Annotated in this window: 14 protein-coding genes and 2 tRNA genes; 2 read left to right on the top strand and 14 right to left on the bottom strand. The window is 47.7% G+C overall.

Annotated features, from left to right (window positions below; genetic code table 11):
* Position 1: 1 nt before the first annotated feature.
* The 5 genes from M1K58_RS16745 to M1K58_RS16725 all read right to left on the bottom strand — a co-directional run bounded on the left by M1K58_RS16745 (position 2) and on the right by M1K58_RS16725 (position 6,427).
* Complete coding sequence (locus M1K58_RS16745) at positions 2-724, bottom strand: response regulator transcription factor (protein WP_256759989.1); 723 nt, start codon at positions 722-724, stop codon at positions 2-4.
* A gap of 271 nt (positions 725-995) precedes the next feature.
* A complete protein-coding gene (locus tag M1K58_RS16740) occupies positions 996-1,865 on the bottom strand; it encodes a carbohydrate ABC transporter permease (RefSeq protein ID WP_256759988.1) in 870 nt (289 codons plus the stop codon).
* Positions 1,862-2,785, bottom strand: coding sequence for a carbohydrate ABC transporter permease (locus M1K58_RS16735; RefSeq protein ID WP_256759987.1), 924 nt, complete (start codon positions 2,783-2,785; stop codon positions 1,862-1,864). Before M1K58_RS16735 ends, M1K58_RS16740 begins: the two co-directional genes overlap by 4 nt.
* A 74-nt stretch (positions 2,786-2,859) precedes the next feature.
* Complete coding sequence (locus tag M1K58_RS16730; protein ID WP_256760328.1) at positions 2,860-4,278, bottom strand: ABC transporter substrate-binding protein; 1,419 nt, start codon at positions 4,276-4,278, stop codon at positions 2,860-2,862.
* A 169-nt stretch (positions 4,279-4,447) separates the two neighbouring features.
* Positions 4,448-6,427 (bottom strand): glycoside hydrolase family 127 protein, encoded by a 1,980-nt coding sequence (locus M1K58_RS16725; RefSeq protein WP_256759986.1) that lies wholly within the window; start codon positions 6,425-6,427, stop codon positions 4,448-4,450.
* A gap of 135 nt (positions 6,428-6,562) precedes the next feature.
* Between M1K58_RS16725 and M1K58_RS16720 the strand changes: the two genes are divergently transcribed.
* Positions 6,563-7,453: an AraC family transcriptional regulator gene (locus M1K58_RS16720; RefSeq protein WP_256759985.1), complete on the top strand. Its 891-nt coding sequence runs from the start codon at positions 6,563-6,565 to the stop codon at positions 7,451-7,453.
* Positions 7,454-7,834: 381 nt separating this feature from the next.
* Here the strand turns inward: M1K58_RS16720 and M1K58_RS16715 are convergent.
* From M1K58_RS16715 to nrdR, 3 genes are all read right to left on the bottom strand, one after another.
* A tRNA-Lys gene (locus tag M1K58_RS16715) sits at positions 7,835-7,910 on the bottom strand.
* Between the two features lie 15 nt (positions 7,911-7,925).
* Positions 7,926-8,001: transfer RNA gene (locus tag M1K58_RS16710), tRNA-Ala, on the bottom strand.
* A 196-nt stretch (positions 8,002-8,197) separates the two neighbouring features.
* A complete protein-coding gene (nrdR, locus tag M1K58_RS16705) occupies positions 8,198-8,659 on the bottom strand; it encodes a transcriptional regulator NrdR (RefSeq protein ID WP_256759984.1) in 462 nt (153 codons plus the stop codon).
* Between the two features lie 111 nt (positions 8,660-8,770).
* Between nrdR and M1K58_RS16700 the strand changes: the two genes are divergently transcribed.
* Complete coding sequence (locus tag M1K58_RS16700) at positions 8,771-8,989, top strand: alpha/beta-type small acid-soluble spore protein (protein WP_256759983.1); 219 nt, start codon at positions 8,771-8,773, stop codon at positions 8,987-8,989.
* Positions 8,990-9,060: 71 nt separating this feature from the next.
* On the opposite strand, the gene M1K58_RS16695 is transcribed toward M1K58_RS16700, so the two are convergent.
* From M1K58_RS16695 to M1K58_RS16670, 6 genes are all read right to left on the bottom strand, one after another.
* A complete protein-coding gene (locus tag M1K58_RS16695) occupies positions 9,061-9,630 on the bottom strand; it encodes a lytic transglycosylase domain-containing protein (RefSeq protein WP_256759982.1) in 570 nt (189 codons plus the stop codon).
* Entirely contained in the window at positions 9,627-10,223 is a 597-nt protein-coding gene (gene coaE, locus M1K58_RS16690) for a dephospho-CoA kinase (protein ID WP_256759981.1), read from the bottom strand. The genes M1K58_RS16695 and coaE overlap by 4 nt, the downstream gene beginning before the upstream one ends.
* A gap of 12 nt (positions 10,224-10,235) precedes the next feature.
* A complete protein-coding gene (gene ytaF, locus M1K58_RS16685; RefSeq protein WP_256760327.1) occupies positions 10,236-10,934 on the bottom strand; it encodes a sporulation membrane protein YtaF in 699 nt (232 codons plus the stop codon).
* Positions 10,935-11,057: 123 nt separating this feature from the next.
* Positions 11,058-11,972, bottom strand: a complete 915-nt coding sequence (gene mutM, locus M1K58_RS16680; protein WP_256759980.1) for a DNA-formamidopyrimidine glycosylase — start codon at positions 11,970-11,972, stop codon at positions 11,058-11,060.
* 14 nt (positions 11,973-11,986) lie between these two features.
* Positions 11,987-14,647, bottom strand: coding sequence for a DNA polymerase I (polA, locus tag M1K58_RS16675; protein ID WP_256760326.1), 2,661 nt, complete (start codon positions 14,645-14,647; stop codon positions 11,987-11,989).
* Between the two features lie 166 nt (positions 14,648-14,813).
* Positions 14,814-16,043, bottom strand: coding sequence for an EAL domain-containing protein (locus tag M1K58_RS16670; RefSeq protein WP_256759979.1), 1,230 nt, complete (start codon positions 16,041-16,043; stop codon positions 14,814-14,816).
* Between the last annotated feature and the right edge of the window lie 51 nt (positions 16,044-16,094).

Below are 16,094 nucleotides of genomic sequence, written 5' to 3'. Positions count from 1 at the left end.
GTCAACCGTCCTTCCTCCAACGATATCCCAGCCCCCACACGGTTTCGATCAGTTGTGGCTTAGAGCTATTGTCTTCGAACTTTTCCCTCAATCTGCGAACGTGGACGTCCACCGTTTTCGTATCACCGACGAAATCCTCGCCCCATACAAGGTTCAAGAGATCGTTTCTTGATAATGCTTTATCGGGGTTTTCCAGAAACACTTTGATCATTTGATATTCTTTAGGCGTCAACTCAATGCAGTTGCCCGCCTTAAATACTTTATTAGAATCAAGATCGATCCGGATTGTCCCAGAAAGGAGTTCATTTCTCTGCATTTTTTCTAGGTTCTCTGGCTTCGCTGCATTATTCGTGCGCCGTAAAACGGTCTTTATTCTTGCTACGAGTTCCAGCGGATTAAAGGGTTTGACAATATAGTCGTCGGCGCCAAGCTCGAGCCCTCTAATTTTTTCCACATCCTGGCCTCGCGCGGTTAGAAATATAATGACGATGTTAGTATCGACGTCTCTAAGTTTCTTGCATATTTCGAATCCGTCCATATCGGGGAGCATGATATCCAGTACGACAACATCTGGACGGTTGTTTATAAAGCTCTTCAAAGCCGCTTCCCCTAAAGCAGCTTCGGTAACTTGAAATCCGTTTGTACGCAAATTAATCGCCACAAAACGCCTTATATGATCGTCGTCTTCGACGATGAGGACATGATTACGTTGCGCAGGATTCATTCGATGCCTCCTTAAAGCTTTAGTTCATCTTCTAAGTGCATCTATTATAACCCGTTTGTCTGAACGGGTTGAAATACCGTTCCCAATACATTTAGACTCACCCCATAATAGAAACAGCGGTAGCTATGGACCAGAAAATGAAGTCCTAGACTACCGCTGTTTTATTAAGCAATCGTATCCGTTAGCGCAATGCGCTATTTAAAAAACGGCATCTCTGCCGTTCATGAAATTAAAATAGGGTGGATTCTAAGGGATTCAAACCCTCGACCAGCTAATTTTTTATTCCGGTCATCGTGATTCCCTCTACGAAATACTTTTGACCGATCAGGTAAAATAGGACGCCCGGAGCAAAGGACAGGCATGTGGCTGCCATCGTCAGCGACCAATCCGACTTTAATTGACCTCTGAAATTGGTAAGCCCTAACGCGATGGTGTATTTGTCGCTCGAATTAATGTAAATCATCTGTTGGAGCAAATCGTTCCATAAGCCGATGAAGATGAACAAAGCGACGACGATCATGGCAGGCTTGATCGCCGGCATAATAATGCTGAACAAGATGCGGAAATATCCGGCGCCGTCGATTGTTGCCGCCTGGTCAAGTTCTCTCGGTATGGAGAGGATGAATTGTCGGATTAAAAAGATATTAAAAGCGCCGCCGCCGCAGAAATAAGGCAGTATCAATGGCAGATAGCTGTCATGGAGCCCCAGACCCCGCGTCCATCCGATGTACAGCGGAATGAGAGTAACCATGACAGGCAAGAGCATAGAACCGACGCAAAGGGTCCAGATCAGCTGTTTGCCCCGAAACCGCAACCTTGCGAAGGCATATCCGCACAAGGTGGCCGTGAAGGTTCCCGCCAAACAGGAAGGAACGATAATTACCATCGTATTCCATAGATATTTCCAAAACTTGAATATCTTTAAAGTTTTTTCATAATTGGAAAACAACCAATTTTCCGGTATTAGAGAAGGCGGATATTTGTAGATCTCGGGATTCGTCATCAATGACGTTCGGAATATCCACCAAATCGGAAAGAGCACGATAAAAGCAAATAAAAGGACGACCAGAAGCGTAATCACGTTCATCGTTCGTTCGCTGCGTTTCTTGCTCTTTAGCCTGACGTAAGTTAGTTCGCTCATTTGTCGTCGCCCCCTTCGGAAAAGATCCACCGATTCGACGTCTTGAACAAAACGACGGTGAAGACGGCAAGAATGGCGAAAATAATAAAGGTCGTCGCACAGGCATAGCCCAGCTTGTAATTGACGAAAGCTTGATCATACATCAGATAAGTCATGAATCGGGAAGAGTTACCCGGGCCGCCATTGGTCAGAGCAAGGGCCGGCGTTACGACTTGGAGGTTGGCGATCAGGCTCAGCAACAGGTTGTAAAAGATGATCGGCGTCATACTTGGCAGGGTGATATGCCAGAAGCGATTCCATCCGCTTGCGCCATCCATCTCGGCCGCTTCATGATAGATGCTCGGAACGTTCTGAAGCCCGGCCAAAAAAATAACGATCAAGTTCCCCGAAAGCCAGACCGCAATCAAGGAAAGGGAAGGAACTACGTAACTGGAATCCGCGATAAAGAGAATTTTGTTCAATCCCACTTTGGAGAGTAGATAGTTGAAGAAACCGAAATTCGCCTCGTATAGCCAGGACCATCCTACATATATGGCGACAGCCGGCAAAACGAACGGCACATAAAATACGGCTCTGAAAAACCCTCTTGCCGGAATTTTACGGTTCAACAGCATCGCGATGAAAAGCGAATAAATCATGCTTCCGGCTACGGATAAAAAGGCGAAATAGATTGTCGCTATAATAGAATCTTTAATATAAGGATCGGTAGTGAATAGCTTGATATAATTACTGAAGCCGACGAACTCGGGGTTTTTTAAGCCTGTCCAATTCGTCATGCTGATTCCCAGCACTCCCGCAAGAGGCAGATAGGTCAGGAAGATCAGTCCGAAGAAGGCCGGAATCAAGCATATATAAGCAACGCTTGCCTCGCTTGAAAGAAATCGGGAACGGCGTTGCGGCGGTTTATTATAGGTTTCCATATCTCGCTCCCCACCTCATTGTTTGAAGGATGACCGCCGCTTGCGCTTTTCTTAGCGGTCATCCTTCTCATCCGTTACTTGTCGCCTTTATTAGCTGCTTTCAGAGCTTCGAGATTTTTGGCAATGGCGTCCTTGGCGGTCGTCTTTCCGGTCCACACATCCCCCAGACTCGATCCGAGTAGGGTGTTAAAGTCCGTCGTATTATTCGTAAAGAACCAGGAAGCGGGTCTCGCCGCGGAGGATTGCGCATAATCGACTACCGCAGACTTGTATTCGTCATACGGAGGGAAGTTCGGATTGTCGACCCATTTATGGGTGAGAGTTTCATCCGTATACCACTTCTCCAGAATTGGCATCCAAATGCCCGATGAAATGAGTCCCCAGTTGTTTTCTTCGGCCGTGTACCATTTGAGCCATTCCATCGCTTCTTGCGGATGCTTGGTTTGGGAGAACACGACATTGGCACCGCCCGTATTGAGGGTTACCTTTTCCTTCATGTAAGGCAATACGGCTACGCCGTATTTCAGGCCTGCTTCCTTCGCCGCATTCAAGCTCGTTCCTACGTTCCACTGGCCGTTGGTGGCCATGGCAACCGTTCCCGCAATGATGGTGCGCTGAATGCCGTCATCGGTCTGTCCGACGGACAACGGGGCAACATGATCTTTCAAGTACAGATCAGCGACTTTCTGAATCGCTTCCGTACTGGCATCTTCCCCAATTCTTACCTCTGTACCGTCATTATTATAAAAACCGCCGCCATTACTGAGCGCCCAAGTTTCCAATTGCCATGCCAGATTCTCAACGGATGCGCCATACTGAACGATACCCTGCGAATCAAAGCCATCTTCGCCAGGATGTTTGCCGTTCTTGTCATTCGTCAGCTTCTTAGCTGCTGCTACGAATTCGTCCCACGTCCAAGCTTTTTCAAGCACGGATGGAGGATAGGGAACGTTCGCTTTGTCGAACATGTCTTTGTTGTAGTATAAGAGGAGAATTTCATTGGCCGCAGCATAAGCTACGGTTTTGCCTTGATATTTGTAGGCCAGGCTATCCAGCGGCTTGCTGTCGCTTCCCTCATACATGGAACTTACATCGTTCAGCATGCCGTCGGAAGACCACTGAATGACGCCGTCTTCCTTTAATATCCCTGTATCCGGCAATTGTCCTGCCGTTGCCTGCGTATTCAACTTGGTCATGTAGTTCTCCCAAGGAATCGCTTGTACTTCGACTTCGATTCTGTCTTGGGTGGCATTAAACTTGTCTGCCGCCTCCTGGGTTTTACTTCCTTCTTCCGCACTTCCCCACATCGAATAAGTAATCTTAACCTTCTCCGTTTTTGAAGTCTTTTCTGGTTCAGTCGTCGTCTCCGGTGCTGTTGAAGCTTTTCCTTCCGATGGCGACGCGTTCGTATTCTTGTTATTATTGGAACCGCATCCAACGATCATGGCTAAGATCAAGATCATAACCACGCTAAGCATCATTCCCTTTTTCATTGCTTTCACATTAACCCCTCCATCATATATAATTCGTCGTCTTTCCTTAATTCCTCCCTCGCTGACGGGGAATATTTCATCTGTCTATGAGACGGTAAAACTGAGGAACGCTTGCTCCATTCCCTTCCCTCCCTGACCAGAGTCAGCAATGATAATCTATACTTGCACCTCATGAGGGTAAAACCGTATTTTCCCTAATCCACACTCTCATCTCACCGATTCCCCGGTTCGCCCAAGCAAAGTAAGGGATGAATCGGGCGGTCGTCGGTTCCAAACGATCCTCGACATTCACGCGATACAGTCGATTTGTCCAGCCCTCGTCTTGGATCCGATAAGCGGACACGTCGATGGTAAGCAGTCCGCCTAACAAGCTTGAATCGAAGCTAGCTTGATCTTCGAAGCCAGGACGGATGAGTAGCTTATGCAGCCCTTTACCATTGTCGGCTTCCTCCAGACAGTACACCATCGGCCCTCGCTGAATGGCGACCATGCCTACGGTCTCTCGAATATCTGGATTGCCTTTCATCAAATTAACGTTCATCGGCAGAACCAGATGGACGATATCGCTGGCGTTCCATTCCCGTTCGAGATGAAGATAACCGTTAATCAGGTGCATAGCGGATTCCGCTACCGGATGTCCGTTAACCCTGACCTCCCAGGACCCGCACCAGCTAGGTATTCGCAGAGCTAAGGCGAAGATTTTGGGTTGATCCATCTTCAGCTCGAATCTGATGTTACCGTTCCAAGGCAGCTCGGATTGCTGGATGAGTTGAACGGAGCTGCCATCCACCTCCAACGTGACTTGACTCCCGATATATAAGTGAGCATAAAGGATATACCCTTGGATCGAGTAAATATAGCTGCCGAGAGAGGCGAGCAGCCTAGCGATATTAGGCGGGCAGCAAGCGCAACCGAACCATCGCTGTCGTTCCATCTTCACGTGATCGAAATTCCGATTCTTACCGCTCGCTTCAGGCCAAACTTCCAACGGATTCACGTAGAAGAAGTGCTGTCCGTCGCGAGACATTCCGCCGATAACGGTGTTATAGAGCGCTCTCTCCATGACGTCCGCGTATTCACTTCTCGGCTCGATCTGAAGCATGCGTTGGGCGAAGAAGATGAGACCGATCGATGCGCACGTCTCGGAGTAAGCCGTATCGTTCGGCAAATCGTAATCGAGCGTGAACGACTCACCGTAAGCCATCGAGCCGATCGATCCTGTAATGTACATCCGCTTGTTCACGATGTTATTCCAGAGCGCCCGACAAGCCTTCAGCAGCTCCTCGTCTTCGGTCGCGGCAGCGACGTCGGCCATACCCGTGCACATATATACGACCCGCACCGCGTGACCTTCGGCCGTCTGCTGCATTCGAATCGGGACGTGCGCTTGGCTGTAAGCTTTGTCCTTGGCCATCTTCAGCGCTTCGAAATGAATCTCGCCATTCCGGCGATCGAACTCTAAGTCGTAGAAGTGGGGACTCTGCCCTCTCTCGTCCAAGAAGAATTTCGCCAGATTCATATATCGATCGTTCAAGGTGGCTCTGTAGAGCTTCATTAGCGCCAGCTCGACCTCTTGGTGCCCATCGTAACCTTTGATCTTCCCATCCTCCGGCCCGAACGCCGCATCAATGCAGTCGGCCAGCTTGCATGCCACTTCCAGAATCTTGCCCTTCCCCGTTGCCTTCTCATAGGCGACCGCCGCTTCAATTAGATGACCCGCGCAGTAGAGCTCGTGGCACTCCGCGAGGTTCGTCCATCTGCCTGCTGGCTCTTTGAGCGTAAAATAAGTATTCAAGTATCCGTCCGCATGTTGCGCCTGAGCGATCAGATCGACGACTTCGTCCGCTACCTTTTCCAGATCGGGATCAGGCATTCGCTCCAAAAGATAACCGACGGCTTCCAGCCACTTGGCCACGTCGCTGTCTTGGAACACCATGCCGTAGAATTCGCCCTGCTCCAATCCGGCCGCGATTTTGAAATTCCGGATGGCGTGACTCGGCTCAGTGCCTTCGATTCGGTCATTAAGCGCCTTCCACTGGTAAGGTACGACGACATCGCGAACCAATGAAATATAAGGGGACCAGAACTCATCCTGGATTATCACGTTCTTCAACTGAACGGGTGTTGAGATGGATATATTACTCATCATGTATGCCCCTTTATTTTATAAATCCAACCTTCGATGAAAGCGCTATATTAATCATAATACATGTGATATCATGGCATTAATATAATGATTTACAACCACTTTTTTAGAAATTACAACCAATAGGAGGTAGCCCAAATGAGCTCTCCCATCTTGCATTTTATCTCTCCACCTATTCCCTATTTCATCGATTGCGGCCGTGCTTTCTTCGGTGAAGGAGAGAGGCATATTAATCGGAATAACATCGGAGCATTCGATTTGGTCGTCGTTACGAAGGGGGCGCTGCATCTCGGAGAGGGGGCTGGAGAGTGGACGATCGAGACCGGAGAATCGTTCGTTCTTAGGCCGGACGCCAGCCATTACGGTACCGAACCCTGCAAGACCGATACGGAGATCATCTGGATTCATTTCAACACTTTCGGGGCATGGGAAGAATGCGGTAGCATGGGCAAATGCTTGGATAATCAAGCCGCGCTGATCGCGACGCATAAGCAGAACGCCTATCTGAATCATAGCGAGGTATGCTCCGTCTTCATTCCGAAGCATGCGAAGCTCACTGCTAAGGCGATGGATATACTGGGACAATTCTTCCAATTGGAAGACGAGGCGAGGTCGCTGCGCAACTGGAAACGGCAGAGCTTGTTCCAGCTGTTCATCCAGCATCTCGATCGCGAGTTGGCCCAGGCGTCCGACGGCACCGCATTCCAACTGGCGGAGAAGGTCGAGCTGTGCATCAGGCAGAATTATACGGGCAAGGTGACGAACGCTTTTCTCCAGAAGGAATTGAACTACCATCCCAATTACTTGGCCAAATGCATGTTGAAGGTGTATGGAATGACTCCGATGGATTACTTGCTTCAATATCGACTTGAGCAAGCGAAAAAGCTGTTAGCTCACACGCAGTGGTCGATTACGCGCATCGCAGAGGAGGTAGGGTTTCAGCATGGCTCTTACTTCACATTCTGCTTCTCCGGCAAGGAAGGAATATCGCCGCTGAACTTCCGCAAGAAGATTATGGGGCACGTCTAAAGAACCAATCTTAGCCGATTCGAAATGATTCTGAATTCTTCCTCCAACATGCTCGCATCCCACGACCGGACTTTCACTGGCTAGAAGATGCGTGCTCCTGGGCACGCATAACAAAAAACGGCATCTCTGCCGTTCTGAAGGTTAAGTATGGTGGACCCTAGCGGGTCAGCAAATGAGGAGTGTTGGAACTTATTCTCAATCTGTTCTAGATTCAACAATCTACCTATTGAATATATTTCCTCATAACCTTAGAATCTCTCCTCCAGTTACCCGTCAGCTACGAGGCGACTTGGCTCTTACCTCGATTGATCTTTCATCAACTGTCTAGGCGCGCTAAAAACAAAAAAAACGGCATCTCTGCCGTTCCATGAAATTAAAATATGGTGGGTTCTGAGGGATTCGAACCCTCGACCAGATGATTAAGAGTCAACTGCTCTGCCAGCTGAGCTAAGAACCCGAATGAAGACAATATTGGTGGACCTTAGCGGGATCGAACCGCTGACCTCTTCGCTGCCAGCGAAGCGCTCTCCCAGCTGAGCTAAAGGCCCAAGAAGACGACAATAATGAGTTTATCACAGTTACACCAATGATGTCAACGCATTCCACGAAATAGCGTATTGAAATCACCTTATGACCCTATAACTTTCCCCTTGTCTATACGTCATAGGGAGAACAACGTACGGCTCGTCAGCCTGATCGTCTAGACGGAAAATAACTTCCCTCGCCTCCCCAAGCCGCCTCTCACTAAATCCCATGCTTGCTCATAAGCGTATTAAGCTCTTTCAGAAACATATTAATGTCCTTGAATTGCCGATAAACCGACGCAAAACGAACATAGGCGACCTCATCAACGGTATAGATGTGCTCCATAAGCACCTCACCGATAATTCGGCTCTCCACCTCTGCTTGTGCTGTGTTACGGATTTCTCTTTCTACATCAGAGACAATCACTTCAAGCTGTGCAACTGATACTGGACGCTTCTCGCATGAACGAAGCAAACCGCGAAGAACTTTATCCCGGCTGAATTCCTCACGACTTCCATCCTTCTTAATGACCATCAGTGGGGTTTCCTCAACGGTCTCGAAGGTTGTGAATCTACGACTACACTTCTCGCATTCTCTACGCCGACGGATCGATTTATTGTCATTGGCCGGTCGTGAATCCAATACCTTGGTTCCGCTATAGTCGCAATATGGGCATTTCATGGCGTTAGATCAGCTCCTTTGAAATTTTTTTATATTTCCAAACCTTACCTTACATGAACTGCAGAATTAAGCACATAATACATTTACCAACCGCAAGGAGGTGAACAACAAATGGCACAAGGACAAGGTAGCAGAAGCAATCAATTGCTCGTCCCCCAAGCAACTAACGCACTTGATCAACTGAAGTATGAAGCAGCACAAGAGCTTGGTATCGCCATCCCACAAGATGGATATCAGGGAAACATGACTACAAAGGATAACGGTTCAATCGGTGGTAACATCACTCGTCGTTTAGTACAATTGGCTGAACAACAATTAGCCGGTAAATAACTAAACATAACGAAGGCACTCCATTTCGGGAAGCTTTGAAGCGTTAAGCTTCAAGGCTTCCCCTTATCGCGTTACAGAGTTTCATAAATACTTTGATACTTCTTATAATAATACATCACACGTTGGACGTAATGTCTAGTCTCTCCATAAGGAATATCGCGTAAAGTTTGTTCCTCTCCGTTCCAAACCCCTTTATCCAACCACTGACGCACCTTTCCAGGACCTGCATTATAAGCCGCTAGAGACTTAATCATATCGCCATCGAATTGACGATTAAGCTCCTTAATATACCATGATCCTAGCGCTATTCCTGCATGTGCCTTCTGACCTGCATCACTAACCGTTATGCTGCCGAAATCGCCCTGCTTCAATATCCAAGCTGCAGTGTCCGGCATGATTTGCATAATCCCTACAGCACCTTTGGGTGATACCGCATTCAATCTATAATTCGACTCGACTCTGATAACAGCTGCGATTAGAAGAGGGTCCAACTCGTAATTCAAGGCATTCTGCTTGATCTCATCTGTGAACGAAATGGGATAAATCCATCGCCCGAGCCATTCCGATTGTACGAATAGAGCACCAAGAATGATGACTACCAGAGGAAGAATTATTCTTTTGCGTTTCAGCCGCTTTCTCATTCAAGTCCCTTTCCCCGCCAATAGCGATCGATTTGCTCTTCTGTTTGCACGAGGCTGCCGCTATTATCAATACATATGTCCGCCCTTGTCTTCTTATCCTCGATGTTCATTTGCGCTTCTAGACGCTTAAGAGCTTCTTCAACCGTAAGCTTGTCCCGCTCCAGCAAGCGTTGCAGCTGAACCTCACGAGGAACATAGACGACCATAACCTGCTCAAAATAGGACTCCAGCTTTGACTCATACAAGAGAGGAACATCAACAACGACGAGTTTGTGTGGTGTGTTACTTTCGTGATAGGCCATTCGTTCTTTCATCACTGCTCTGATTGCTGGATGCGTAATGGCTTCCAACGCCTTACGCTCCATGGGATCCGTAAAGACGATTGATCCTAGCTTCTTGCGGTCTAGCGTACCATCGCTTTGAAGAATGGCTTGTCCGAATCGCTCAGCAATGGCGAGCAAAGACGGCTGCCCAGGTTCAACAACTTCCCGGGCAATCGCGTCCAAATCAATCAATATCGCGCCGCGCTCCGCTAGCAGCTTGGCGATCGTGCTCTTGCCTGTGGCGATACCGCCTGTTAAGCCCATATTCATGAAACATCTTCCTTATAGAAACAATTTGAAAATACCCATTGCGATTAAAATAATACCAGGTAGCATAGATAACTGCCTAACCCAGCGCCAACCCGATGCCAAGAATCCAACCCGAGTTCCTGACCAGAGAAACAATCCGCTGGAAGCTGCAATAAGGAGTGCTGTTAGCAAAGGTGGAAAGCCTACTAATGCTGCGCCGATTCCTGCACCAAATGCATCAAGAGATAAAGCCGCACCTAGGAAAAATGCCTCTCCCGCGCTAATTGTTCCCGATCGATCCCTATCGGCTGCCGAAGGGGTACGAAGGATTTGGATAATAAACCCGAACACCTTAAGTTCCATTTTAACAACAGGAACTGCAGAATGCGACTCTTCCTCTTCCATCGTCTGTATTGTCCCGCTTTCACCATCAGGTGAGAGGCGGTCTCGACCTTCTTGTTCACCGCTACGCATAAATTGGATAAGAGCAACCGTGCCTATTCCGATAAGTATGATGGAGCCTACAGCCGATGCACCCTGAGGGGGGATCCAGCCTGATAAAGCAACACCTACCATCATAGATAGTAGAATAATTAATCCTGAGCATAATGAAATAATGAAGATTGAGGACACCGGAATTTTAATTTTTCTAACACCATAAGTAATGCCAACGCCAAAACCGTCGAGGCTCACCGCAAAAGATAATAAGAGGAGCGAAGCGACAGGTGCCATCATAAGCAAATTTCCCCCTGCATGGATGCTTTCCCTACCCCGTTTCCGGAAGTCGGGTTCTGTTCATCCTATGCAAGGAGTGGCTTGAATGCCCCGCTCACTCGATTTTTTATGTGCGAATGCCTATTTATTAGCTCCATCTAGCCGCTGCTTGACGGTATGATTTCGCGATTTGGTCGTGTTGCCCGTACTAGAAGCTCCCCCATTGCGAGGTTGCTTCTGGCACTTCGGACAAACATGCGTACCTCGTCCACCTACAACTGATTTCTCAATTAGAGTTCCGCATTTCAAGCAAGGCTCACCGGTTCTACCATATGCCTTCAAGCTATGCTGGAACAGCCCCATCTCTCCTTGGCCGTTCACATACGACTTAATGGAGGAACCTCCAGCTTCCACGGCAGCAGACAAAGTGGCAACGATCGCCTGGTGAAGAAGCTCTTGATCCTTCTTCTTTAGATCATTCGCCGCTGTCTCTGGATGTATGCCCGCTGTATGTAGCGCTTCATCCACATAGATGTTACCTAATCCGACGACGACTTCCTGATTGAGCAGCAGAGGTTTAATCTTCGTCGACCGTTTACCGAGCGCATGTCGGAAGGTTTCTAGCGTGAATCCTTCCTCCAGAGGCTCCAATCCTAGTTTATTCAGCGGTGCAACCTGAAATTCTTCACCAGGGGAAAATAGGTGCATCGTCCCAAACTGACGGACATCCTTGTAGCGCAATTCCGTTCCATCTGTGAAATGGAAAATAACATGCGTATGAATCTCTACCGGCTCATCCTTATCAAATAACCCATAACGACCTTCCATCCGCAAATGTGACACGAGAATAAGCCCATCCATCACAAGCCTTAAAAACTTGCCTCGGCGTTCAACCGTTTGAAAAGTTCTACCCTCGAGCTCCGCAGCAAATGCAAGCGGATCATCTGGCTTCTGCAAAATACGCGGCAAATTCACCGTAACATGTTTTATTATCTTCCCCGTAATGAGCTGTTTTAGCGTCCGACGGACGGTTTCAACCTCTGGTAATTCTGGCATGACAATCCCTCTTCCTACTTGGCTTCGTACCAGTTGCTGCCGATACTCACTTCCGCGAGCAATGGGACATCAAGCTCAAGCGCAGTTTTCATCACTTCCGGTACCAAGCTCTTCATGAGCTCCAGTTCCTCATTCGGCACCTCGAATACCAATTCATCGTGTACCTGTAGCAGCATTCTGCTTCGCAGTCCGCGCTCTAGTAGTGCTTCGTTCATCCGCATCATAGCGAGCTTAATAATATCAGCTGCCGTTCCCTGAATCGGTGTATTCATTGCTGTACGTTCGGCGAAGGAACGAAGATTAAAGTTGGAATGGGTGATTTCAGGTAAGTAACGACGGCGTTCAAGAAGCGTTGTCACGTACCCATCCTTCTTCGCTTGTTCAACAATCGTAACCATGTAACGACGTACACCCGGAAACGCATGAAAATATTGCTCGATAAACTCGGCTGCTTCCTTACGTGTAATGTTCAAATTTTGTGATAGGCCATAGTCGCTAATCCCGTACACGATTCCGAAATTAACCGCTTTGGCTTGACGACGCATATTGCTATCCACTTGATCAGCCTGTACGCCGAAGACGTCCATCGCTGTTTTCGTATGAATGTCCATATTGTTTAGGAAAGCTTCCTTTAACCCTTCATCCCCGGAAATATGCGCGAGCACTCGTAATTCGATCTGCGAGTAATCGGCAGCAAGAATACTCCAACCCGGCTCAGAAGGAACGAAGGCTTTACGAATTTGGCGACCTTCTTCCATGCGGATCGGGATATTCTGAAGGTTCGGGAATTGACTCGAAAGCCTCCCCGTTGCTGCAATGGTTTGCCTGTAATACGTATGGATCTTTCCGTTCTCTGACCGAATTTCCTTCAGTAAGCCTTCAATGTATGTCGATTGCAATTTCGTCAATTGACGATAATGCAGGATCAAGCGAACAATTTCGTGATACGGTTCTAGCTTCTCTAATACCTCCGCATCGGTTGAATAACCGGTTTTCGTTTTCTTAATAACCGGGAGATCCAGTCTGTCGAATAAAACCTCTCCTAATTGCTTGGGAGAGCCAATATTGAACTCGAAGCCCGCTGAATCATAAACGGCTTTCGTTATCTCTTCGATCCGGCGCTGGAACTCTGTTCCAAGCTCCTTGAGCGTATCCGCGTTAACTGAGATCCCTTGCTTCTCCATACCCGCTAGCACACCTGAGAGAGGCTGTTCCAGCTCATAATATAGGCGATGCATTCCGAGATTCTCAAGCTGCTCCGCAAGATAGGGCTTTAGTCTGCGAATAGCGTCGGCTTTAGCCGCTAGATGCTTCGCCAGCACTTCATCTTCTGGGACATTGAATTTGGCACCTCTGCCATATACGGCCTCATCCGATAATATCGGAGCCAAATGATAGCGCTGAAGTAGCCCATGAAGAGAGGGATCCGCTTCTGTTGGATCAAGTAAATAGGCTGCGAGCTGCACATCAAAGGATGGCCCATTCAGCGAATAGCCAGCTCGAGCTAACACAAGCTCTACGCGATGTAAGTCATAGCTAATCTTTGGAGCTTCCCCATTTTCGAGCCATGCTCTGAGTGGGGCTGCTTCTTGCGAGGACAATAAACGATAGGGGATGACATAACAATCGGTACCTGCAACAATTGCGAGTCCGATGCCTTCCCCATGATGTGGATTTTCGCCGGAGGCTTCTACAAGTACGGCTTCAGCTTGGGCTAACGCTCCGTTTAAGCGATCCCAGCCATCCTTCTCCACTCTAATGACATCATAGTGGGAAGCCGTCTCTGCACTTTCTGCTTCAGCCGCTTCGTCTACCCCGTCCAGATTTAATCTTTCTGCGAGGCTTTTAAATTCCAGCTTGCGCATCGCTGCCGCAAGTGTCGAGGAGTCGTACCCGTTCCACGCGACATCGTTTAGGGAATGCTCAAGTGGAACCTCACGAAAGATCGTTGCTAGCTTCTTGCTCATCCGGGCATCGTCCATGTGGGCTTGAATATTTTCTTGAAGCTTACCTTTAATATCGCCGATATGCTCCAACACATTTTCTACAGTACCGTATTCGTGCAGCAGCTTTAGTGCTGTTTTCTCACCTACACCAGGAACGCCGGGGATATTATCGCTTGCATCTCCCATAAGTCCTTTAAGGTCAATAATCTGTGCAGGAGTGAGTCCATACTTCTCGCCAATCTCACCCGGAGTATAGCGCTCTACCTCGCTAACCCCTTTACGAGTAATCCATACACTTACCTGTTCTGAAGTCAGTTGAAGCATATCCTTGTCTCCAGAGATGACAATAGCAGACTTCCCCTGCTCATCCGCAAGCCTAGCCATCGTTCCGATGATATCATCAGCTTCGTAGCCAGCAAGCTCGAATTGCGAAATGGAGAATGCTTGAAGAAGCTCCTTAAGAAGTGGGAATTGTTCTGAGAGCTCAGATGGTGTTTTCTGGCGCCCTCCCTTATATTCTGCGTAACCTTCATGTCGAAAAGTGATCTTCCCTGCGTCGAATGCGACGAGCACATGGCTTGGTTTCTCTTCCTCTAACACTCTAAGCAGCATCGTTGTAAATCCAAGCACTGCATTCGTATGTAGTCCGTTGCTACTCGTCAATGGGGGTATCGCATAGAAAGCGCGATTAATAATACTATTGCCGTCAATTAAGACCAGCTTGTCCATTTCATTACTCATATACGTGCACTCACCTCACCGACATTATTCATACGATCATCATAACATACTGCTATTTGTGTCGCATCTCATCGTGATCTCCGGTCATATTCAATTAGTATCGAAAATTTTATTGTTTCCTGATAGGTCAGAAAAAAGAGCCTTCCCTAAGCTGTTAAGCTTTAGGAAAAGCTCCCATCAATGCGGCCGCAGGAAACTCGCTTGGTCGACCAATCAAATAGCCTTGTGCGAAATCAAATCCCATAGCGCGAAGGAGGCGAAGCTCCTCAGGTCTCTCGATCCCTTCCGCAACTGTGCGAATATTCATTTTCTTGGCGAATCTGACGAAGGTTCTGAGCATATGTTTCTTCATCTCGTCTTTATCTGCCATCCGCACGAGTGAACGATCCACTTTAATGTAATCAGGACTTAATTCAACGATCGATTGTAGCGATGAATATCCCGCTCCAGCATCGTCAATCGCAATCTCATAGCCTTGACTGCGATAATGCGCTAATATTTTCTTCGCCGCATCAAAGTCGTCGATTGAGCTTCGCTCTGTTAACTCGAATACGACTTGACCCGGATTTATTCCTCGTTCATTCAACCACTGCACTGTCTGACCAGACACGAAGTGAGGATCATTAATAATGCCCATTGTAACGTTAATAAATATTTTCTGAACCATACTTAATGAAGGACAATGACGAATCGCCTTTTCTCTTGCTAGGCGATCCAGAGCATAAGCCATATTGTTTCTTTCAGCAAATTGAAACAAGGATAGTGGGCCGTCGAACAAGCTACCTTCCGGACATCTCGTAAGTGATTCATACCCGAACACTTTTCCGTCCCCGAGCCGCATTATCGGTTGATATACGCTCTTAATGCTGCTTTCAGATAATAATCGATCTAGCTCGAAGCGTAACTCCCAGTCCAAATCCCCCGATAGTGATTCTTTAATTTGGCCTGTTGCTGTAAGTACGCCCTCGTAGATAACGTCTTTAATTGGCCTCGTTTTCAAGCACCCTAACGGAGCATAACCAATTCCTCTTTCCCGATGTCTAGTGGAATGAAGCGACAAATTGCCTGTTACACCAGTCTGTGTAATCATAGCTTCCTTAACTCGCTTAGCTAAGCCACGTAAGTAAGTTTCACTCCCAGCTTCGCCAAGCGCCGTCGGTATTCCCGCATATAGCCACAGATGATCCCCAACGACATCTCCAAACCAAAGATCGTCGCGTCCCATTGACAGGTTAATCCAGTTCGTCCAACTAAAGCCCTCATCTTGGAATTCAGATGAGAACCCACTCCTACACTCGGACAGATCAATCCCAATAATTCCGAAATATTTATGATGTTCGCTTCGCTCGATCATTAGCTCCATCCCAAACCAAGAAGTTCTCATTTGATTGAACACCATCTTCCACAGGATCTTCGATATTGTTTCATTTTTATG

Source organism: Cohnella sp. WQ 127256 (assembly GCF_024519285.1).
In the GTDB taxonomy this organism is placed as follows: Bacteria; Bacillota; Bacilli; order Paenibacillales; family Paenibacillaceae; genus Cohnella.
Note: the sequence above shows the minus strand (reverse complement) of the source record. Positions and strands in the feature narration are given on the sequence as shown.